This window comes from Bifidobacterium dentium JCM 1195 = DSM 20436 (genome assembly GCF_001042595.1).
Classification (GTDB): Bacteria; Actinomycetota; Actinomycetes; order Actinomycetales; family Bifidobacteriaceae; genus Bifidobacterium; species Bifidobacterium dentium.
In genome coordinates this window covers 2,606,868-2,628,108 of the sequence record NZ_AP012326.1, presented here as the reverse complement: position 1 = coordinate 2,628,108, position 21,241 = coordinate 2,606,868, and the positions used below count along the sequence as shown (strand labels likewise).

The following is a 21,241-nucleotide window of genomic DNA, read 5'->3' as shown; positions in this document are numbered from 1 at the left end:
TGGCACCTCAGTGAAAATCAGTTGCCGAAATCGACTTCGCCGAGTTTTTCGATGAGCTTCATGTTCTCACTGTAATCGACAGGGCAGGCGATGATGTCGACGCCGGACTGGTTCTTTAACGCCTCGCATAGGGTGGGGTAGAGCTCGTCGGCCGCCTCTATCACATGACCACGCGCTCCAAAACTATGGGCCAACTCCAGCACATCCGGATCATCGAAATCGACATCCTCGTACGAGCCATTGTGAATGTTCATCTTCCATTTGATCAGGCCATAGGCCTTGTCGACCCACACCAGCACCACCATACGCGCGCCTACGCGAACGGACGTCTCTATTTCCTGCACGTTCATCAGGAAACTGCCGTCGCCCATTACCGCCAATACTGGTCGGCCAGGATTTTCCAGTGATGCGGCCACGGCGCCGGGCAATGTCCATGCCATGGTAGACAACGAATTGTCGATCACGCAGGTGTTGGAATAGTACGTCGGGTACAGGCGGGCCATCCACATCTTCAATGCGCCGGTGTCTACCAGCGTGATATCGTCATCCGCCATGGCGCGACGGGTGTCATATACGATACGTTGCGGTTTCATCGGGAAAGAATCATCGCTTGCATACGAGCGGAATTCCGAATTCAACAACTCGTGAATCAACGGGTGCGATTCGTCGAAGCGAATGCCTTTCACTTGAAGACGGGTGATCAACGCCTCTAAAGTCTGGTCGATGTCACCCATGATATTCAATGCGGTTGAATAGTGCGCATCGGTATCTTCAATAAAGGTATTGATATGAATGATAGTCTTATCATCATTTGGGTTAATTTTCTTTGGGTCGAACTGTTGAATGGAAAAGCCGACAGAGATAATTAAATCAGCTTCATCAAAAGCAAAATTTTCATAATCATGTTTCATGAAACCGACTACGCCAAGTGCGTTCGGAATATGATCCGAAATCACGCCCTTGCCTTCGAAGGTGGTGGCCACCGGCACATTCAGCTGTTCGGCCAGTGCCAGCAGACGATTCTCAGCATGAGCGCGGGCCACGCCGTTACCGGCCAGAATGATCGGATGCTGCGCCTGACTGATGATGTCAGCCGCGCGGGCGATGGTACCGTCCGTCGGGCGGATATGCATAGTATCCGGCAACGGCAGTGGCCTGATTCCGGCTGGAACGGGCATCTCGGCCACGTCTTCGGGCAGAATCAGACAGGTTGCACCGGGGCGTTTCCGCTGTGCTACGGAGAAGGCCTTACGGATGATTTCCGGCACCGAACTTGGTGTGGCGATCATACTGGTCCATTGCGTCAGTGGGCGGAACACCGACACCAGATCCACGATCTGATGTGATTCCTTGTATAGACGGCTCACATTGCCCTGTGCGCAGATGGCGACCATCGGAATGGTGCTGGCGTTGGCTTGCGCCACCGGCAGGGTGAGATTCAATGCGCCCGGTCCGAGCGTGGCCATGCAGACGCCCGGTTTGCCGGTGAGATGGCCTTGCGTGGAGGCCATGAAGCCCGCTCCCTGCTCATGGCGGGTCAATACGAAACGTATGCGTCCATCGCGTTCCAGGGCTTCCATCAGCGGGATGTTCTCTTCGCCGGGAATGCCATAAATGACGTGTACGCCTTCGTTGACTAGGCATTCGACGAACAGGTCTGCGACATTGCGCACATGTTCGTGGCGGGTGGTCTCCGGAGTATGTTCCGAAGCGTTTTCGGTAGTGATTTCAACGGTGTTCTCTTGGTTCACGAGGTCACATACTAACGAGTGTCATGTAACGAATGCGGTAACGTTCCGCACCGCCATGCGAACGAAAACATGCGAAGGCCCCGTATCATTCGACGAAGAACGAATGATATGGGGCCTGGAGGAACGCCAACAAGAAGTACGGCGCTTAGAACACTTGGAAGCTGTCGATATACAGCTGGTTGCCCGGCAGACTGTCCAAAGGCACCCACAGCAGGATGTCCTGCGTGTTCACGGTCCTATCGAACTTCACATCGGTGGTGCCGCTGGCATCGAACTCGAACTGTGCCACCTGCTCACCTTGAGTGGGGTTCGACGTGGTATTGACACGCACATAGCCCTGACCGCCCGAAGAGCGGATCTTGATGACCAGACGGTAGACATCATGCGGTTGACTCAGATGCACATAGTAGCCGTAGCCCTGTTGCCCGTCGGGATTGGACACGAACTGACGATTGTCGATCTCATACGGGGTGTTGTTCTCCGGCTGCTTCGGGTCCGGTACCTTCTTGGTCTTCTTATCAGTGGTAATGACCTTATCTTCCGCCTGCTTGGTGGCCTTCTTCGTAGCGGAGGGGCTGGCGTCGGCGTCCGCCGCCGAGCTGGAGTCATCGGAGGGCTGCATAGTCTCGGTGCCGAACGGGACATCGTCAAGATTCATCTCCGGCCAGGCGCTTGCGGAAGTGCCGGCGGAAGTGCCCGTGGAAGTGTTCTTGGTCAGTCCGTGGATGGCGAATCCCAAGGCTACTGCCACAACGATGACGGCGATGATGATGGCCACGACCTTGGTCTTGACCTTGCCGAACAATGTGGCATCCGCCACGTCGGAGGAATCATCTTCAGTCGGCGGATTCTTCGGTGCGAAACTTGGTGGTACCGGTGCGTTGCCGGCTGCGTAGGCCGCGTCAATGGCGGCACGTTCGGCTTCCAATGCGCGTTGGGATTCCTCGCCGGGTTGAATGATCTGACCGTCGGCGCCGATGACCGGAATGCGCCCGGTCTTTTCCAATTGGGATTCCGCATCGGTGTCATCTGATATGGAATCGGCGGTCACCGTGATGGGGAATGAGAATTGGGTCGCGGCGTCATCCACTACGCCGTCGATGTCCTCTTCGCTGAGTACGGCTTTGCTGTTGGCCCATAGCGCTTTGACGGCACCGCTGGTCGCGGCCATGCCCTTGGCGATGGCCTCCTTGCTGTCAGACAGATCGGTGTGTGGTTCCGGAGCTTCGAAATTCAGTTCGGGGATACTGCCGGAACTGACCAGCTTATCCGGCAGTGCAATGGTGTCTTCGTCGAGGATCTGCAACACCGGAACGTTGACGATGGAACACTGCGAATCCGTGGAAGGCAACGCGATGTCGGATCCCGTCAGCGCCTGCAGCGGCTGATAGTGGTCGAGCAACGCATCCAGCTCGGCAAGCGTTGCCATCGGAATGGTCGGGACTCCGTCCTCTTCCTGCAACTCAAGGCCGCGCTTGCAGATGACGCGGAATTCCATGGGAGTGTCCTGTGACAGCGCCGATAGATTGAAATCAGTGGCAAGCGTCGACGGCTTACGGGTCAGCATGGCATACAGCAGTGCGGCGATTTGGCGAATCGCAAGCTGCTCCCTGCCATCCGCGGATTGGACGCGGGACATGTCGGCGAGCATGATGCTGACGGGAGCGTCGGCAATCTGCACGCCGTTGCGAGTCAGACGCACGGTGTCGGTGCTGATGGAGAAATGCGTGAGATTGTTCTGCTGCAATACACGCAGAGCCTCCAGCACTTCGCCCAGTATGGATCGCATCGCTTCATAGCTCAATGGCTGCACTGCGGGACTGGACAGGTAATCGCTAAGTGAGATGCCGGAATCAAGCTGTGTGATCACCAGAGCGACGTCATCGACATGCTGCAGTTGCAGCACCGGCGTGAAATGCGAATCATGCGAGATGGCCAGCATGGAGGCGGCCGCATTGACGTCGGCCAGCGCCTTCTTGCTATTGACGATGAAAAGCTGGCAGTCTCGTGCGAGCACGTGGTCGCTGGCTTTCCATACCTGTAGACCCGTTTCTTCGCGAAGCGGCGAGACCAGCACATAACGGTTGCTGACGGTATCTCCCAGCTGAGGTTTCATAGGTTCCTTCGGCTCTGTAATAGGTGTGTTCGTTCGAGTGCTGCCAGTTGCCGGCACTGGGGATATTCTACCGTTCGGGCTGGTCGTGTGCATTCCCGGAATACGGCTTGTCACCATGGCGATGACAGAGGTCAGTTCCTCGGAACGCAACGCCCACAGCACGGCCAGATAGACCACGGTGATGATGATGGTCAGCAGTATCGCCGCAAGTACGGCCTGCCCCCAGTTCATGGAACCATCATCCCGTCCGATATGCGCGCCGACCAGCGTATAGACGGCGTTACGGCACAGCAGGCCGACGGCCGCCGCGACGATTTCCGCCAATGTTGCCTTGGCATAGGCGCACAGAATACGCGAGCCATCGATATTGCCGGCGAAACGGGTTCGCAGCATGCGCATCAGCAGAGGGTAGGGGAGGATGAAACTCACCGTAATGACCGCGCCGATCAGAACGATCCATTGCGTGGGAGGCAGCAATGCGGCTCCGACGATCAGGGCGAGTGCTTGAAAGCCCATGGTGATCGCCATGAAGATGAACGGATGTTTGCCGTCTTCGAAGGCGTAGAATGTGCGCTGGATCACTAGGTATGAGCTGGCATAGGGCAGGCCGATGCCCAATGCCATCAACGGTGCGCTGATCAGCAATGCCTCACGTACGGATACGGAAGGCAGCAGCGCAAGCACGATCGGCAGCGGTAGCACGATGAATGCCGTCGCCAGAAAGCACATGATGAGGTTGAGATTGCGCAATGCGGAGCTCAGATCGTTGCGGGCCTCACCGATATTGCCGTCTGCAACGGCCTTGGAAATCTTCGGGAAGATGGCAGTAGCGATCGATACCGCGATCAGTGAGTAAGGCAGCATGTAGATCGTATAGGCGTTCTGATAGGTCGCGTTGCCGGCGACATCGAGCTGATTCATGCCATAAAGCTGATGGGCGCGATATGGGGCGCTGGTGGCGATGCGCGTAAGGATCACGTTGACGATCTGATCGACGCCTACGATGCCAAGACTCCAGGCGGCCACCGGTCCCATCGAACGCAATCCGATGCCGCGAATGCCGAATTTCGGGCGGTATCGCAATCCGATACGAGTCAACGGAACGAACAGGATCAACGCTTGGAATGCTACGCCGATCGTCCATGTACCGGCGGTAAGCAAAATCTTATCGGAGGACCAGAAACCGACGGGCTGTTCCGAAGCGCGGCCGAACAGCGCGATGAACGCGCCGAAGCCGATGCAGCTGATGACATTCGCACCCACCGAGCTCCATGCGTAGGTGACGAAATGGTCCTTGGCCGCCAGAATCTGCCCGATCACCGTATAAAGGCCATAGAAGAAAATCTGCGGCATGCACCATAACGTAAATGCGTTGGCGAGAGCCATCGTGTCCGGACCGCCGTTCACATACAGCTTCGTCAGCAACGGTGTGCAGACGGCCATCAGCAGCGTCACGCCGAGCAGCATGGTGATGGACAACGTGATCAGCTTGTTGAGTTTGGTCTCAGCGTCCTTGTCCTTCAGCGTGCGCACGATCTGAGGTACGAGTACCGCGTTGAAGATGCCACCGGAAACCAGCGTGTAGATGACCTGCGGAATCATCGATCCGGCTTGGTAGGCGTTCGCGGCGTAGCCGGTGGTGCCAAGCGCCCACGCCAGCAAAATGGTGCGAATCTGCCCGGTCACGCGGGAAGCCGCGGTGCCGGAGGCCATGATCAGTGAATTACGGCCAACGGAAGAACTCATTCGTCGGGATCCTTCTTACGGTTGAATTGTCGCCAAAGGCCCAGCGCTGCAAGCAGTACGGCAATGCCGATGATTACGAAACCGCTTTTGTCGCTAATCTGCAGGGCGCTGGTGATATGCGTAGTCTGCACCGCACCGAACACGGTGCCCTGTCGGTCCATCAGAGACAGTGTGGCGTCGGCGTTGCCGGAAGTGGCCACGCGAATGGTGAACGCGACCTGGGCTTCGCCATGGGCCGGCACCTCCACGGTATCCATGCGCGACGTGACGATTTCCATGGAATTGGTCCTCGATGAAACCTTTACCGTCACCGGGTAAGGGTGGCTGTTGCTGATGGTCACCGGCATTTTCGCCGTTTCGCTCACCACGGTCACGTTGTCCGTCGGAGTAATGGCCACGCCGTCGGTCAGTAGCGAAGCGAGCTGTTGGGCGCCCTTGACCATCGTGTCGCTGTGAGCGGAGTCGTTGCTCAAGGCATGCAGGGCCAGCGTGGATTGCGCGCGGACGAGTTGCTTGCGCCATTCGACGATAGCGTCGTTGTCGTTGAGTTTGTCATCATCCGTCAGGATGAACGCATTGAATCTGGCGACGTCATTGAACGTGTCGGTCAGGGTGTTCAGCGTCTGCTCGATGCCGGTGCGCCTGTCGGCACTCAAACCGTCGGTGTCGGGTACCGCTGCGGTCGCATCGTCACCGGTCAGATGTGCGTCGGCGTCGGCCAACGTGTTGAGGTCGGTGATATTCAGCCAAGAGGATTGTTCGATGACGGACATCAGGGCGTCCACATCGGCAGGATTGCCGTTGGCGGACAGGCAGACCAAAAGGTTACGGTCCGAATACGGCTGTTCCATCTGGTAGAACGCGCTTTGTGCGGCGAAACGGGCCAGTCTGCCTGCTGAGGAGCCTTCGCCGTCGGCCTCGGCCTGTGTGCTGGTTGCCTTGCCTTGCGCCAGATCGGTCAACACATTTTGCGCCGACAGTACCGTGACATCGCCTGCATCGGTGGAAACTACGGTTTTGCCGGTTTCCACGGTGGCGGCGTCGCTTTCATCGAAGTCGTGAGTGGCGATGACCGTATCGTATCCCTGCTGTTTGGCCTGCGTCAGTGCCTTACTGGTCCAATTGCCCGTTCCTTGCCAAGCATAGATGCGAGCCTGCGCACGTGCATCTCCCAATGCCGAACGATAGGTTGAAACGGCCTTTTTGGCATTCCAGGAGGATCGTTTCACACCGGCCCTGCTGTAGCCTTCCGCATTGTCCATGGCCGAATATGCGGTGATGTCGAACGATGCCGGTTGCATGATGCCGTCCACTTGCGTTGGCATCGTCATGGCTTGGAGATAGGTGGGATCGGCGATTGTCTGCAGGCCGTCATGCTTGGCGATGACCTGCTCCAGCTCCTTGGGTTTGGCGTCATCCTTGCCGAGCGTCACGATTTTCGCTACGGTACCCGACTTGAGACCTCCCTTATCGACCAGCTGTTCCAGCACATTGGTGTCCGTGGTCCACCCGTCCGATGAAAGTGGCTGGACCACGGTGATGTTCATCGCCGGGGTGGAGGGCGTATTGAGTCCGGTGCCGGAACGGGTCACGAACGTGTGCACTTCATCGATTGGTGTGTTGTCGGCCTGATAGCTGAGCAGAACGGGCTTCGGGCCCCACGTGTTGATGGCCTGCAACGATTGCTGCGTGGCATCCGCGTCGATGGAGACGCTTGCCGATGCGCCCGGCTGCAGGGCGGGCACCTGTACCTGTCCGACGATATTCGGCGTGGGGATGCGCGCGGTGCCTTCGGACCATTCCTGAATGTCATTGCGCGACACGAACGTGTAAAAGGCGTTCAACGCCAACGTGAGCGTGCCCTCAGGCAGGTCATGGTCAGTGGTGTTGGTCACCGTGGCCGTCACGTGGTATCCGGAGGAATCCGTCATCACCGCCGTCGAGGAGTCGATGGTCAGCGTATCCTGTTGCCCGTCCTCGGCGAAGGCCGTATGCGTGGGAACGTATAACAGCAGTAACGCCATGGTCAGCACCATGGCGAGGATTGCCGATAGCGCGCGCAGGGCACGCGAAACGTTCCGATATGCGGAGTGATTCACCATTAAGCCTGTCTGTTGAGTTTCCTTGCGTACAGCCATGCGATCTTCCGTTCGTTCGGATAGCTCAGCACGTCATCCAAATCATTGAAATCCACCCAGATGGCATCCTCGGCCTCATGGTCGGGGTCGCCTTCCACCGTCAGTTCACCGCCGATTTGGCGCAGCGCAAAATGGTGCACGAGCTTATGCACGCGCTGGCTGGTACCGGTGAACCAATAGTCGATGGTGGCGATGGAATCGACCACTTCGCCTAGGATTCCGGTCTCCTCATGCACTTCGCGCACTGCGGTCTGCTGCGGGGTCTCGCCTTTTTCGATATGGCCCTTCGGCAGACACCACTCCAAATGTCCGCTGCGCGAATGTCTGGCGATGATGGCCACGCGCCCACGGTCATCGAAGACCAGTCCGCCTGCGGAGTATTCTCGCACCACCGGGAGTTCCTGCGCATCCAGCGAGGCGAAGGTGGTCGGTCCGTCGCCGGTCCGTCGCTGCGGCATCATCGCCGGTGTGGGCGTGCTGGGCGTGATGATGGTCTGCCGTTCCAAGGAAACGGACTGTGACGTGTAGAGCAATTCGTCCGGTTCCATCGGATTTTGGGTATGCTCGTCCGCAGCATGGGCAAGCATGCGTGCAAGGTCTGCGGGCGTAATCATGGTTTTAACCATACTCACCCAATGTTGAAAACAGAAACCCGACACCTTATTCCTAGAGGCAGTGTTGCGAAACCTACGCAAGCCGGCGACAAGATGCTGGCATGCGGGGAATGGGGAAATGCATGCGTGACCGAATGCCGGTCTCGGCATCAGTCCGTTGGATTTCCCATCGCGTCTCGGTGTGCCAGGGTCGTATTCGCGTGAAGTTGCATTCTGCTTCACGGGAGCCCATACCGCGCCCACGCTATGCTGGTACGCAGAAAGTACACAGGGACTTGTGGTTGCCGGAAAGGGATGGCGTGAACTTCGAAGTATGGCCTGAAGCCATTGAATTAGGGCGTATGTTTGCCGAAGAGGGTTATGAATTGGCATTGGTGGGAGGTCCTGTGCGTGACCTGCTGCTGCACCGCAAATCACATGATCTTGATTTCTGTACGTCGGCGCGTCCCGAACAATTCGAGCACATCCTGCGACGTTTTGGCCGTGACGGATTCTGGGACATGGGCCGCAAGTTCGGCACGCTGGGCGCAATGCGCCGCCGTGAGGACGGCATCGAGGTGAAGGTGGAGGTCACCACCTATCGTTCCGATACCTATGATCCGGATTCACGCAAACCGGAAGTCAATTATGGCGACACGTTGGAGGGAGACCTGTCCCGTCGTGATTTCACGGTGAACGCGATGGCGTTGCGTGTGCCGGATCTGGAATTCGTCGATCCGTTCGGCGGCGCGAACGACTTGGTCAAGGGTGTGCTGCGTACGCCGGTCAATCCCCGTCAGTCATTCGATGACGATCCGCTGCGTATGATGCGCGCGGTGCGTTTCGTGGCGCAACTCGGCTTCCGCATCGAGCCGGAAACCGCCGAGGCACTCTCAGACATGGTCGAACGCATCGACATCGTCTCCGCGGAACGTGTTCGCGACGAGCTGACGAAACTGCTGTTGTCAGATCGTCCGCGTGCGGGTATCGAGGCGTTGGTCGATTCCGGTCTTGCCGACATCGTCTTTCCGGAAATCCCGGCGTTGCAGCTGGAGATCGACGAACATCATCGCCATAAGGATGTATTCGAGCACACCATGATCGTCGTTGACCGTGCAGTGGCGTTGGAAACCGGCCCCGACGGTCCGGTGCCGGCCCCGGACCTTACCTTGCGTCTGGCGGCGCTCATGCACGACATCGGCAAGCCGAAGACCCGACGTTTCGAACCGGGCGGCAAGGTGAGCTTCCATCATCATGATGCCGTCGGCGCGAAAATGACGCGCAAACGTCTGAAAGCCCTACGTTTCGACCATCATATGATCGAAGACGTCAGCGAGTTGGTCAATCTGCATCTACGCTTCCATGGGTATGTGGAGGAGCCGTGGACCGATTCCGCGGTACGACGCTACGTCAAGGACGCCGGCCCGCTTTATGAGCGTCTGAATCGTCTGACACGTGCCGATGCGACCACACAGAACCGCCGCAAGGCCATGATTTTCTCGTCGGCCATGGATGAGATGGAACAGCGTGTACGGGACCTTAAGAAAAAGGAGGATTTCGACGCAATCAGGCCGGATCTCAATGGTGACGAGATCATGCAGCTGTTGGGCATCGAACCTGGTCCGATGGTAGGCAGGGCCTACAAGCACATGCTTGAATACCGTCTTGATAACGGTCCGGTCGAGCATGATGTCGCTGTGGCCGAACTGAATCGTTGGTACGCCGAACAGTGAAATGAATGCCCGCCTTCCCCTGATCGGGAAGGCGGGCATTCATTTCACGCCGCGGTTGGCACTCAGCCCTCCGGTGGGTTCACCGGATCGTGTTGATCGGCCTTCGGCAGATCCGTCATCGTATCCGCGGCCACGCAGCCTTCGAAGCTCTCGATCTGCTTGCCTGCGGCCGGCACCTTCTTGGTGTCCTGCAGATTATCGAAGGTGGCTCCCACCACGATGTCGATCAGTTGGTCGGTGCGATCGTCCATGACCATCATGGCATCGGTGAAGTTGCTATTCACCGTATATGCCTGATTGATGGCGTTCTTACCGAAGAAGATTATCGTGCGTTCCACCTTGGAACTGGTGTAGTTGTCAGGTGTCTGGGTATTGAACTCGCGATTTTCCAGCGCGCCGCTGACCGCTTTGGCGAAGCCGATGAATTTCGTGCCGTTAAGCACGCGGACCGTAATGTTGCGGTTCTCCACATACTTGCCTTTGGAACCGTCCTGCTCGTTCACCGCACAGGGCACCTGTTGGCCGTAATTCGGTTGCACCGTGGCCGTTTTGACGGTGCCCAGGCCACCGACGTGGAAGAAGAACAACAGGGAGATCACCATGACCACGGCCATGATGGCGCCGATGATGGAGAACACCACCTTCTGACGGCGGCGTACATACTGTTTGCGTGCTTCGCGCTCGTCGATAGCTTGAGTCATTTGCGAGTTCCTTTTTCCAACGTCAATTGGTACCAACCTTACTGTCACGCAATGATATGCACAATCGGGACGGCCGGTGCCTGGGCCGCGATGATGCGGTCGACCGCGTGCCGCTCCCGCCATGCGAGACTTACGGATTCGGATGTCCTGTCATCCGGTACGAAAGCGATGACGGACGGTCCCGAGCCCGAGACGAATGCGTGGCTTGCACCAGCCTCAAGCGCCACTTCGATGGCCTGCCCGCTACGGGGATGCAGTGAGATCGCAGCCTGCTGCAGATGATTGTCATCACCTTCTTCGGCGCCGATCCGATCGAATGTCGCATATACTTCCGGCGTGCGTAATTCCGCACGATAGGCGCCCACCAGCAAGCGTCCGGCAAAACCTCGGTCGGTCAGATCGCGTACGGTATCACCGTCCGATGGCAGTTCCTCGATCCGTTCGCCGAATCCTGTGCCATGCGCATACCCTCCCGATAGGCAGAACGGCATATCGGCGCCCAAGGTGGCGGCGACCTGTTGGAGTCGGGCCAGCGGCCAATCAAGATTCCACAGCTTGTTCAACGCCAGCAATGTGGCAGCCGCATCGGCAGAACCGCCGGCAAGTCCGGCCCCGACCGGAATGCGCTTGTCGATGCTCAACGCCACATCCGGTTCATTGCCGCTGGCTTCGGCCAGGGCGAACAGGGCGAGTACGGCATGATTACGGCGCATATCGCTGCCGGATGATGCCAGGTCACCCAGATGCGCGCCTTCGAGATTGAGCGAGAACCCGGTTCCTGGCGCTTTACGTGCGACAGTGACGGTATCGTATACGCCGACTGCGCAATAGATGGTGTCGAGCTCGTGGCGGCCATTCCATTCGGCGCGAGGCGCGCCCACATGCAAGGTCAGATTGGTTTTCGCCGGGCAGTCGACGCTCACGGCTGAAGGCAGGGCGGTCATGCTGCGTTCACCTCGCCGGGAATGGCGTCAAGTGCCCGCGCCAACGCTACGAATTCGTCGATGGTGAGCGTTTCGCCACGACGGGTCGGGTCGATGCCGGCCATATCGAACGCCTCATCGGGCACGAATCTTCTCAACGCGGCATGTAAGGTCTTTCTGCGCTGGCCGAAGGCGGCGTCAATCAGGCGGAATACCGTCTCACGCTTTGCCGCCGGGCCATCGGCGCTATCGGCGGCTGGCGTATGCCCGCCTTCGTAACGCTTGAACAATACCAATGCGGAATCCACGTTCGGTGCCGGCCAGAACACGTTACGACCGATGATGCCCGCACGTTCGGCCGTACCGTACCAGGCGAGCTTCACGCTTGGGGTGCCGTAGATCTTCGACCCCGGTTTCGCGGCCAGACGGTCGGCCACCTCCTTTTGCACCATCACCAGGAAGGAATGCAGATTGTCAAATCGTTCCAACAAGGTGAGCAGAATCGGCGTGGCCACGTTATACGGCAGGTTGGCCACCAACGTGAAGGTATCGTCGCCGCTGAAATCCGGCAGGTTCTCCGGTGAGACGGTCAATGCGTCACGATTGATCACACGGAAGCGTTCCACGGCATCCGGCATGAATTCGGCGATGGTGTTCGGCAGACGCTCGGCCAATGACGGGTCGATCTCCACGGCGGTCATTGACGCGCCGGTTTCCAGAATCGCCAAGGTCAGCGAGCCGAGACCCGGCCCGACCTCCAGCACATGATCGTCGGCCGTCACTGCAGCTTCGCGCACGATGCGACGTACGGTACCGGGGTCGATGACGAAATTCTGCCCGAATTTCTTGGTGGGGCTTATGCCGGCCTCGTCGGCAATGCGGCGAATGTCAGCGGCTCCCAGCAGATGGCCCTGCATGGCGTTATTGGTCGTGTGTTCAGTCATGTGTTCGTTGTTTCCGTTTTCCATCAGTACCAGCCATATTGTTCGGAATGCTCCCGGGCCTTCGTCGGATTGCCGTAGCGTTGCGCAATGTAATTCAGGCCCCAATCGATCTGCACGGCTGCGTCATCACGCCAGTTCGCGCCGAAAGAGGCCATCTTGCTGCCTGGCAGGGATTGCGGAATGCCGTACGCTCCGGATGACGCGTTCTCCGAATACCACAGCCAGCTGGATTCACGATTCCATAGTTTGACCAGATTGGTCCAATGCTGTCCGGTCCAGCCATACTGGGCTGCCGCGCCGGCCGCATAGGTCTGTGCCTGGGCGGCCGATGGATGGTAGAGTCGACAGCCGTCCGAAGGGTTCGTTGTCGTCTGTGTCTGTTGCTGTTGCTGTGTCGGCGTCGGCGTTGGGGTCGGTGTTTGCGTTGGCTCAGTGGTTGGAGTGGACGTCGAATCGTTCTTCTCGGAGGAATCGTTCTTCTTGTCGGTCGAATCCGAATCTTTCTTGTCCGACTCGTCTTTCTTGTCGGACTTGCTCGAATCACTGTCGTTGCTTCCGGAATCGGCTTGGCCGTTGTCGGCATTGTCGGCATCGGAGCTCTCGGTCTTTTCCGGACCGACGGCGATGATCTGATCGATGGCGATTTTTGTGGTCACCTCGTTGATCAGCTTTTCGCTTTCCTCAACGCCGTCCACATAGGTGACGTCATAGGTCTGCTGGATTTCGCCATCCTCGCCTTCCTGCCTTACCACGGCTTCGCCGGGCTGCAGACTCGCGTCGATGATGGTCTGGGTGCCGTGCGGCACGGTTTTCGTACGTGTCTGCTCGTCATGCGTTACGCGTTGCACGCGCAGAATGGTCTCGCCATTGTCTTTTTCGACGCTGACGCGATCCTCTTTGTTCAGGATGATTCCTTTGGAATCGAGAATGGAGGCCGCCGGCAGCTTGCCGTTGGGCGATACGGAACTTTTACCGTCGGCGATGACGGTAACCGGGCCGTTCTGATTGATGACCAGGCCTCCGGTGAGCTTGTTGTAAACGTTATCGATGTTGACGGTGATCTTCGACGCCTCCGCTTCGTTCGCCTCGAAGAATCCAAGCAGCTGATCGGCGCTGGTCGCCACCGTCCAGAACGGCACTTCTTGGCCGTCGATGGTGACGGTGGTCTGATAGGCGCTGCGTACCGTCACGACGGAATGGTTTTGCAGGGTGCCGGATGATGTGGATTCCACCAGATCGTGGGTCTTCACCTTCACCTGCTGTTCCTGCAACAGACGGTCAACGCTCATCGCATACGTGGTCACGGTGGTGGTCTCGCCGTTCACCGTCAACGCCACCGTCTTGCGTGCCCCTACTCCGAATGCCAGCACCGAAGCGAGGGTGACCGTCGTGACGCAGATGACAACACGTACACGGCGTAGCATCACAAACCTCTGAGGGGTCCATCTTCTCGCCATAGCTCCTCTTTCCGATACAGGCATATAACGTCGCCATTCTAATGGTCGGTGCAGAATGGGAGACCGGTTTTTCCGGCGCATTGGCCATACCGCCACATTTTCGGGGATTAGTAAAAGAAAAAGGGGGCAGGAGAGAAGGGGATGTCCTGCCCCCTATATCGGGCGAGACAGGTTGGGGGACGCCTCGCCCGATTTCCAGAAGCCACAAGTTGGGGGAAGGCTTCTGGATTACTTACCCATGGTAAGAATTATTCCCGAGAGAAATCGGGTTCGAGCCTCCTGTCGGGATCGAACCGACGACCTGCCGCTTACAAGGCGGCCGCTCTGGCCATCTGAGCTAAGGAGGCTTGTTGTCACCTGCCGAAATGGATTTTCGAAAAGTGGAACGCTTGAATAGCATAACCAGCGCACCCAAAGCAGTCAACTCGACTTGTGCGCCTTAGGGCGCGCTGGTGGCTGGTCACTACTCGCCGGTGGTGACGGAAATCGGACCTTTCTTGGAACCGATGGACGGCATGTCGCCGACGACGCCGACCTGATCCGCCTTGAGTCCGATGGCTTCGAGCAGGCCTTCAGCGGTGGTCATCTTGGCGGTCGACAGCTGGTTCATATCCCAGAACTTGCCGTTGATGGTCACCGTAGGCGTGGTCATGCTGCCCTTGTAGTTGCCGCTCACATTCCACAATTCGGAACGCTTCGGCGTATACGTGTCAATGGCGTCGAGCCAATCCTGATATTCGCGGTTGAACGCCTTGTCGGCGACATCCTTGGAAACGCCGGCCGCAATCATCTGCTTCTTGATCTTGGCGTCGCTCACCGACTTGTAGTTCGAGCCTTCCTCCGGCTGGAAATCTTCGGCATACATCTTCTCCAAGAAGGAGATCAGATGCTCCGGATTGCTGTCATGCTCGGCCAGATACATGGCGGCGTTGGCTGCACGGCTGGAATATTCGTCGGTGGACCAGCGGTCCATGAACGCCATGAAATGCAGATCCAGGTTAATCTGACCCGCATCGATCATTTTCTGCAGATCCTCATCCAACTGACGATGCAGATTGCCGCAACCGGGGCACAGGAAGTCCATATAGATAGCGATGGTCGGCGCGCCTTCCACGGATTTGCCGTAACCGTTCTTGGAAATCAGCAGGCCGCCCTTCTTGTCGACCAAAGTCGGCGTGTTCTTGACTTCCTGCAGTTTGTCATAGGCCTGCTCGACCGTGAGCTCATCCTGCGCATCGCTTGTCTTGTGTATGTTGTGATAGACGGTGAACGCGCCGATGGCGACGAGAATCACCAATACCGCCACCACGATGGCGCCGATCATCGTCTGCTGCTTGCGTTCCTTTTCCGCCTGTTCGGCACGCGCCTTGATGGCCGCGGCTTCGGCGGCCCTCCGCTCGGCGCGGCTCTCGCGCTTCTGCGCGTTCTTGTTGCTCTGGGCCATCCCATTCCTTTCCCAGTGATTGCGGCACCATGTTGCTGTGCACCATAGTAACGGCGAGACCTTATCGATACGTAAGGGAGATTCGGAGCGGTACGTCGCACGGTTTCGAGGGCGTTCGCCCGATAATGCTCGGCCGTCTACCGTGCGCCGCGTAATGACCCGGCGCCGAGCCGCATCACCATCGCGCCCGGCGCGATGGCTGCCACCAGCCAGCCGATTACGCCGAATCCCGCCTGTACGAGTCCACTTTGCGAAAGCGGTCCCTCGGTGAATGTCGGCAGGGGAACGGTCAGACCGAAAAGGTCGACATCGAGCAGCGCATATGGCAGATGCAAGGCAAGCGTGGATATCGCCAATCCCAATGCCATGATGATCACCATGATCAGCATGCGGGCACAGGCGTAGCCAAAGCCTTTGAGCATGTGCCAAGGCAGGCTGGCCACGCGGATGGCCCAATCGGATTTCCGTCGTTCGCCGCCTCGGCGGCCTTCGCGTTCAAGCTGTGACTCTACATTGCATCCGATGGTGAACAGCACCCAGCTGAGTGCCAAGGCCACGCCGAGCGCCATCCAGGGGGAGAGCAATGCGCAGATCGCCACCGGTATGGAGAGCAGAGCGCAGGGCAGCACGCCCCGCGACAGATATTCACCGCGTTTGACATCCGCGGGATTCGGCGGTTGCGGCGCGTTCGGGTCGATTGCGTTCTGCGGTATGGCCGACGCGAATTGCAATGGCTGGCCGGCGACTACGTATGGCTGCGACGGCTGCTGCATCGGTAGTTGTTGGCTTTGCGCGATGTCGGCGTGCGGAATTACGGACGGCGGCAACGGTTGCGGTGCGGCCTGTGCCGTTGATTGATTCACCACGCGTTGCAAGGCCGGTTTGATGGTCGGGTCAACCTGCGTCGGTGCGATTTGCGGATTCCAGGCATCCTGCATCGGCATGGTCGGCATCGTTTGCGTTTGTTCGCCCCGCAAAGTCCGCGGAAGTGGTCGCGTGCCACCTTGTGTCGGTATGACGTCGGTGCCTGCATCCATGGTTCCAAGCGTCCTGGTAGGTGCGTCCGTGTCGGCGGCGATGACCTGCGTGGCCTCTCCGATTCGCGGCATGGTCTGCGTACCGATGGCGTCTTCTCCTCCGACGTCGTCCTGCAAATACCATAATGCGCGCGGGTTGGAGACGTCTCCTTGGGCGGATTCATCAAAAGGGGGCATCATCTCCGTCGCGTCACCTGCGGGCGGGGTTTGTGCAGACTGTTGTGCCTGTTGCCAAACCAGCGGGTTGAGTGCATCCAACGCAATCGCCTGCAGCAACGCATCCGGTGTGCAGCGCTTCGAGCGGTCCGGATCGAGCGCCGATCGAAGCGCTGCCATGGTGCCGGCAGGCAATCCGGACAAGTTCGCATTACCGGCGGCCGCACGTTCCAGCACCGCCATCATCGGTTTCGTACCGAATACCGGCTCGCCGGTCGCGGCGAACGCCAATACCGACGCCACCGACCACCAGTCGGTCATCTCATCCGATTCGGTACCGTCAATGATTTCCGGCGCGATGAAGCCCGGTGTACCCATCACCAGGCCAGTGCGGGTCACATGGCTTTCACCCTCGCCCATGGCGATGCCGAAATCCACCAATACCGGGCCGGTGGTGGATACCATCACGTTCGTCGGTTTGATGTCGCGGTGCACGATGCCGGCCGCATGCACCGCCTTCACTGCTGCGATGAGCTTGCGGGACAGTCGCTCCAGATCATCGCCGACGTAACGGCCGTTGATGCGTACGTCCTCGCGCAGGTTCTTCCCCTCGATCAGCTCAGTGACGATGAATGCCAAGGCGTCGTCGAGTTCCATGTCGACGATGCCGCATACTCCGGGATGACGTACTTTCTGCAGCGACATCGCCTCACGACGCAGTCGTTCGCGGGCCGTTATCTGATCGCGGGAGGCCTCCGCCGAGGTGCCGTCTTCGGTCAGGGAGTCGCGCAGAATCTTCATCGCATACTGGTGACCGCCATCGTCCCGCACACGCCATACCGATCCCATCGCGCCCGAGCCAAGTCGGGCGATCAGCGTATAGCCGCCTACGAGGCTGCCCTCTTCCAGATTCAATGCGCTTAAGTCGCTCATGGCAACCATCGTACTTTGCGGCATCTTATTCTTGTCTCTCACGCGCTGAAAGGGTGTATTTTCCATGCAAATCATGCACGGAATACATGCAGATTATGCACGCGAATCGACAGGCTGGGAGAATGACTGACCCTTTTCGGACGGGGTTTGATGAAATCAAAACATCGGCATGAAGAGGTGTCCTCACTTCTTGGTGACGCAGCGGCGCGGGGCAGTGCCGTGTAGTCGCTTGGCTTCGACAACGGTATCGAGGCTGCATGTCGTTTGGTTATGAGAATCAAGGAGGAGACATACCATGCTGCAGATCAACATGGCTGACGTCATGAACGTTCTCGGTTCACTGACGCCGTATCTGATTGCGATTGGCGTGTTGTTCGTGCTCGCGCTGATCATCACCTTCGCCGTCAACAGGAAGACGGTCAAGGAAATCGCAACCCGTAAAATCATCCATTCCGAATCTTGGATCGTGGCACTGGTCGGCATCGTCGTCGCCGTGTCCATGATGATGTCCGGTCCGTTGTCGACATTGCTGAACAATGCGACCATCACCAAGTACGAGCTTTCCGACACCACGGTATCCAAGGCCAACGAGCTGGCCAAGGAGGTGCAGTCGGAAGCGATTACCCTGCTCAAGAACGACGACTCCAACCTGCCGTTGTCCAACAAGAAGGTCAACGTGTTCGGCTGGGGCTCCACCAATCCGGTCTATGGCGGCACCGGCTCCGGTTCGATGAGCAAGCAGTATGCCACCACCTCCCTGCTCGATGGCATGAAGGAAGCCGGAATCGAGACCAATTCCGAATTGTCCAAGCTGTACACCGATTATCGTTCGGATCGTCCGGAAGTCGGCATGTGGGCGCAGGACTGGACCCTGCCTGAGGTTCCGGCCAAGCAGTATTCCGACAAGCTGATCTCCGACGCCAAGAGCTTTTCCGATGAAGCCGTCATCACCATCACCCGCGTCGGCGGCGAGGGTGCCGATCTTCCCACGAACATGAAGGCTGACGGTATCACCTATACCAACAATTCCAAGGATTATGAGGACTTTAAGGATGGTGAAAGCTTCCTGCAGCTTTCCCAGACCGAGCGCGACATGATCGACCTGGTCACCAAGAACTTCGATAAGGTCACGCTTGTCTACAACGGTGCCAACACCTTCCAGTTTGACTTCCTGTCCAACTATCCGCAGATCAAGTCCGTGGTATGGTGTCCGCCGGCAGGTCAGACCGGCTTCTCCGCCTTGGGCGACGTGCTCGCCGGCAAAACCAATCCTTCCGGAAAGACCTCCGATACCTTCCTCAAGGACCTGGCCACTTCCGTGTCGTACAACAACTTCGGCAAGTTCGAGTACACCAACATGGCGGACAAGGCCGCAAAGTATAAGGGCTTCACTGGCGATGACATCACTGCCATCCCGGCTTTCGTGAATTATTCCGAGGGCATCTATGTGGGCTATAAGTTCTATGAGACCGCTGCGGCCGAGGGGGCCATCGATTATGATTCCATGGTCGCGTTCCCGTTCGGCTATGGTCTGTCGTACACCTCGTTCGAGCAGAAGCTCAATGATGTGACCTATAAGGATGGCAAGGTCACCGTGGACGTGACCGTGACCAACACCGGCGACAAGGCCGGCAAGGACGTGGTCGAGGTCTACTACAACCCGCCATACACCGATGGCGGCATCGAGAAGGCCAGCACGAACCTGGTGGCGTTCGAGAAGACCAAGGAACTCAAGCCTGGTGCCTCCGAGACGGTGAAGGTCGAATTCGATGATGACGACATGGCCTCCTATGACTACAAGGACGCGAAGGCATACGTGCTGGAGAAGGGCGACTACGACATCTCCATCCAGTCCGACTCGCATACCGTGATCGCCGATCAGAAGGTCACCGTGGATGACACCATCACCTATGATTCCGATTCAAACACGCATAGCGGTGACCAGACCGTGGCCACGAACCAGTTCGATGACGTCGCGGGCGATGTGACCTACCTGAGTCGTGCGAACCACTTCGCGAACTACAAGGAAGCCACTGCGGCTCCGACCAATTTCGAAATGTCTGACAAGGCCAAGGAGACCTTCTACAACAATTCGAATTACGATCCGACCAAGTTCGACGACGATTCCGACGAAATGCCGACCACCGGCGCCAAGAATGGTCTGAAGCTAGCCGATATGTATGGCAAGGACTATGACGATGCCGATTGGGACAAGCTTCTTGACCAGCTCACCTTCGATGATATGGACAACCTCATCGCCAACGGCGGCTATGGTACTCAGGCTGTGAAGTCCGTCGGCAAGGTCCAACTGACCGACGCTGACGGCCCGGCATCGCTGAACAACAACTTCACCGGCGTCGGTTCCATCGGTTTTCCTGCCTCCACTGCATTCGCCTGCACCTGGAACAAGGATTTGGCCAAGCAGTTCGGAGAGATGATTGGAGACATGGCTCATGACATGCATGTGGCTGGTTGGTATGCGCCGGCTATGAACATCCATCGCAATGCCTTCTCCGGTCGTACCTTCGAGTACTTCTCGGAAGATGCCCTGCTCTCCGGTGCCATGGCGTCCAATCAGATTGCCGGCGCCAAGGAAAAGGGTGTGTACTCCTTCATGAAGCACTTCGCCATGAATGATCAGGAGACTAAGCGTACTGAGATGCTCTGCACCTGGTCCAACGAGCAGGCCATGCGTGAGATCTATCTCAAGCCGTTCGAGATGAGTGTGAAGGAAGGCGGTGCACAGGCCGTCATGAGCGCCTTCAACTACATCGGTAACACTTATGCCGGTGGCGATGCCGCTCTGTTGAAGACCGTCCTACGCGACGAGTGGGGTTTCAAGGGCTTCGTCCTGACTGATTACTTCGGCGGTTATGGCTACCAGAACGCTGATCAGGAAGTGCGTGCGGGCAACGATGCGATGCTTGCCACCACTAAGATCACCAACCACATCACCGACAAGTCCGCGACTTCCGTGAAGGCAATGCGTCAGGCTGCTCACAACATCCTGTACACCGCAGCCAACAGCTGGCAGTATGCGGATGGCGAGCCGAAGGTTGCGACCCCGGTCTGGAGGACCGCCATGTATGTGGCTTGGGGCGTGACCGCGGTGCTGGCCCTTGCGCTCGAGGCTCTGACCATCAAGCGCTACATGGCCCGCAGGAAGACCGTGGCTACGGTCGAACCCGATAAGGCCGAGTAATCTCGTTTCTGTATCCCATAACTGAATGATCAGTGAATGATCAAGCCGGAAGTCAGCTGTTCGTGCAGTTGCTTCCGGCTTTTTCATATCGGAAGTTTCTTCGTTCGCTGCCCTTGCGCCTTGTGTAATCGGAAAAGGCTCGTTTCGGGCTTCGCGGCGCTTATGGGTCTATCGCTTTCGTTTGCGATTGGCGTCGGTTGGCTTTGGCGTTTTGCCTTACGATGTGTGCGACACGCCGTTTGTTGTTCGGATGGTGTTCATCTGGACGTAGTTTTGCGGGGGCTATTCTGGTGGTGTCGGTGATTTCCGGATGGTTTTCCCGGGTTTTCGACACGCCGGGGGAGGCGTGTGTTTGCAACGGTTCCGG

Annotated in this window: 12 protein-coding genes and 1 tRNA gene; 2 read left to right on the top strand and 11 right to left on the bottom strand. The window is 57.9% G+C overall.

The genetic code is table 11. The annotated features are described in order from the left end of the window. Positions 1–17 precede the first annotated feature (17 nt). The 4 genes from BBDE_RS10845 to BBDE_RS10830 all read right to left on the bottom strand — a co-directional run bounded on the left by BBDE_RS10845 (position 18) and on the right by BBDE_RS10830 (position 8,365). Positions 18–1,727 carry an acetolactate synthase large subunit gene (locus BBDE_RS10845; RefSeq protein WP_228369774.1) on the bottom strand — a complete coding sequence of 570 codons (1,710 nt, stop codon included), beginning with the start codon at positions 1,725–1,727 and terminating at the stop codon, positions 18–20. Between the two features lie 169 nt (positions 1,728–1,896). Continuing rightward, on the bottom strand, positions 1,897–5,613 hold the full coding sequence (locus BBDE_RS10840; protein ID WP_012902624.1) for a murein biosynthesis integral membrane protein MurJ: 3,717 nt from the start codon (positions 5,611–5,613) through the stop codon (positions 1,897–1,899). Beyond that, positions 5,610–7,715 (bottom strand): DUF6049 family protein, encoded by a 2,106-nt coding sequence (locus tag BBDE_RS10835; RefSeq protein ID WP_012902623.1) that lies wholly within the window; start codon positions 7,713–7,715, stop codon positions 5,610–5,612. Before BBDE_RS10835 ends, BBDE_RS10840 begins: the two co-directional genes overlap by 4 nt. Then, positions 7,715–8,365 carry an NUDIX hydrolase gene (locus tag BBDE_RS10830; RefSeq protein WP_003844443.1) on the bottom strand — a complete coding sequence of 217 codons (651 nt, stop codon included), beginning with the start codon at positions 8,363–8,365 and terminating at the stop codon, positions 7,715–7,717. The genes BBDE_RS10835 and BBDE_RS10830 overlap by 1 nt, the downstream gene beginning before the upstream one ends. A 299-nt stretch (positions 8,366–8,664) precedes the next feature. Here BBDE_RS10830 and BBDE_RS10825 point away from each other — a divergent pair, with 299 nt between their 5' ends. Continuing rightward, positions 8,665–10,077: a CCA tRNA nucleotidyltransferase gene (locus tag BBDE_RS10825; RefSeq protein WP_033489552.1), complete on the top strand. Its 1,413-nt coding sequence runs from the start codon at positions 8,665–8,667 to the stop codon at positions 10,075–10,077. A 62-nt stretch (positions 10,078–10,139) separates the two neighbouring features. Here BBDE_RS10825 and BBDE_RS10820 read toward each other — a convergent pair whose 3' ends face one another. The 7 genes from BBDE_RS10820 to BBDE_RS10790 form a co-directional block, all read right to left on the bottom strand. Continuing rightward, positions 10,140–10,778: a LytR C-terminal domain-containing protein gene (locus BBDE_RS10820; RefSeq protein WP_003838146.1), complete on the bottom strand. Its 639-nt coding sequence runs from the start codon at positions 10,776–10,778 to the stop codon at positions 10,140–10,142. A 44-nt stretch (positions 10,779–10,822) separates the two neighbouring features. Further along, positions 10,823–11,722 (bottom strand): 4-(cytidine 5'-diphospho)-2-C-methyl-D-erythritol kinase, encoded by a 900-nt coding sequence (locus BBDE_RS10815; RefSeq protein ID WP_003838147.1) that lies wholly within the window; start codon positions 11,720–11,722, stop codon positions 10,823–10,825. Continuing rightward, on the bottom strand, positions 11,719–12,669 hold the full coding sequence (gene rsmA, locus BBDE_RS10810) for a 16S rRNA (adenine(1518)-N(6)/adenine(1519)-N(6))-dimethyltransferase RsmA (RefSeq protein ID WP_003838150.1): 951 nt from the start codon (positions 12,667–12,669) through the stop codon (positions 11,719–11,721). The genes BBDE_RS10815 and rsmA overlap by 4 nt, the downstream gene beginning before the upstream one ends. Next, positions 12,669–14,102: an aggregation-promoting factor C-terminal-like domain-containing protein gene (locus BBDE_RS10805; RefSeq protein ID WP_003838152.1), complete on the bottom strand. Its 1,434-nt coding sequence runs from the start codon at positions 14,100–14,102 to the stop codon at positions 12,669–12,671. Before BBDE_RS10805 ends, rsmA begins: the two co-directional genes overlap by 1 nt. 273 nt (positions 14,103–14,375) lie before the next feature. Continuing rightward, positions 14,376–14,449 (bottom strand) — tRNA-Thr (locus tag BBDE_RS10800). Positions 14,450–14,565: 116 nt separating this feature from the next. Beyond that, the gene (locus tag BBDE_RS10795; protein WP_003838155.1) at positions 14,566–15,546 is read right to left on the bottom strand and encodes a DsbA family protein; all 981 of its coding nucleotides are present in this window, start codon (positions 15,544–15,546) and stop codon (positions 14,566–14,568) included. Between the two features lie 137 nt (positions 15,547–15,683). Next, positions 15,684–17,681: a serine/threonine-protein kinase gene (locus BBDE_RS10790; RefSeq protein ID WP_228369773.1), complete on the bottom strand. Its 1,998-nt coding sequence runs from the start codon at positions 17,679–17,681 to the stop codon at positions 15,684–15,686. Positions 17,682–17,967: 286 nt separating this feature from the next. Between BBDE_RS10790 and BBDE_RS10785 the strand changes: the two genes are divergently transcribed. After that, a complete protein-coding gene (locus BBDE_RS10785) occupies positions 17,968–20,874 on the top strand; it encodes a glycoside hydrolase family 3 N-terminal domain-containing protein (RefSeq protein WP_003838159.1) in 2,907 nt (968 codons plus the stop codon). Positions 20,875–21,241 lie beyond the last annotated feature (367 nt).

Coding starts and splice junctions, on each gene's coding strand:
- BBDE_RS10840 (WP_012902624.1), bottom strand. CDS start 5,613: ATGAGTTCTTCCGTTGGCCGTAATTCACTGATCATGGCCTCCGGCACC.
- BBDE_RS10835 (WP_012902623.1), bottom strand. CDS start 7,715: ATGGTGAATCACTCCGCATATCGGAACGTTTCGCGTGCCCTGCGCGCG.
- BBDE_RS10830 (WP_003844443.1), bottom strand. CDS start 8,365: ATGATTACGCCCGCAGACCTTGCACGCATGCTTGCCCATGCTGCGGAC.
- BBDE_RS10820 (WP_003838146.1), bottom strand. CDS start 10,778: ATGACTCAAGCTATCGACGAGCGCGAAGCACGCAAACAGTATGTACGC.
- BBDE_RS10815 (WP_003838147.1), bottom strand. CDS start 11,722: ATGACCGCCCTGCCTTCAGCCGTGAGCGTCGACTGCCCGGCGAAAACC.
- rsmA (WP_003838150.1), bottom strand. CDS start 12,669: ATGGAAAACGGAAACAACGAACACATGACTGAACACACGACCAATAAC.
- BBDE_RS10805 (WP_003838152.1), bottom strand. CDS start 14,102: ATGGCGAGAAGATGGACCCCTCAGAGGTTTGTGATGCTACGCCGTGTA.
- BBDE_RS10795 (WP_003838155.1), bottom strand. CDS start 15,546: ATGGCCCAGAGCAACAAGAACGCGCAGAAGCGCGAGAGCCGCGCCGAG.
- BBDE_RS10790 (WP_228369773.1), bottom strand. CDS start 17,681: ATGGTTGCCATGAGCGACTTAAGCGCATTGAATCTGGAAGAGGGCAGC.
- BBDE_RS10785 (WP_003838159.1), top strand. CDS start 17,968: ATGCTGCAGATCAACATGGCTGACGTCATGAACGTTCTCGGTTCACTG.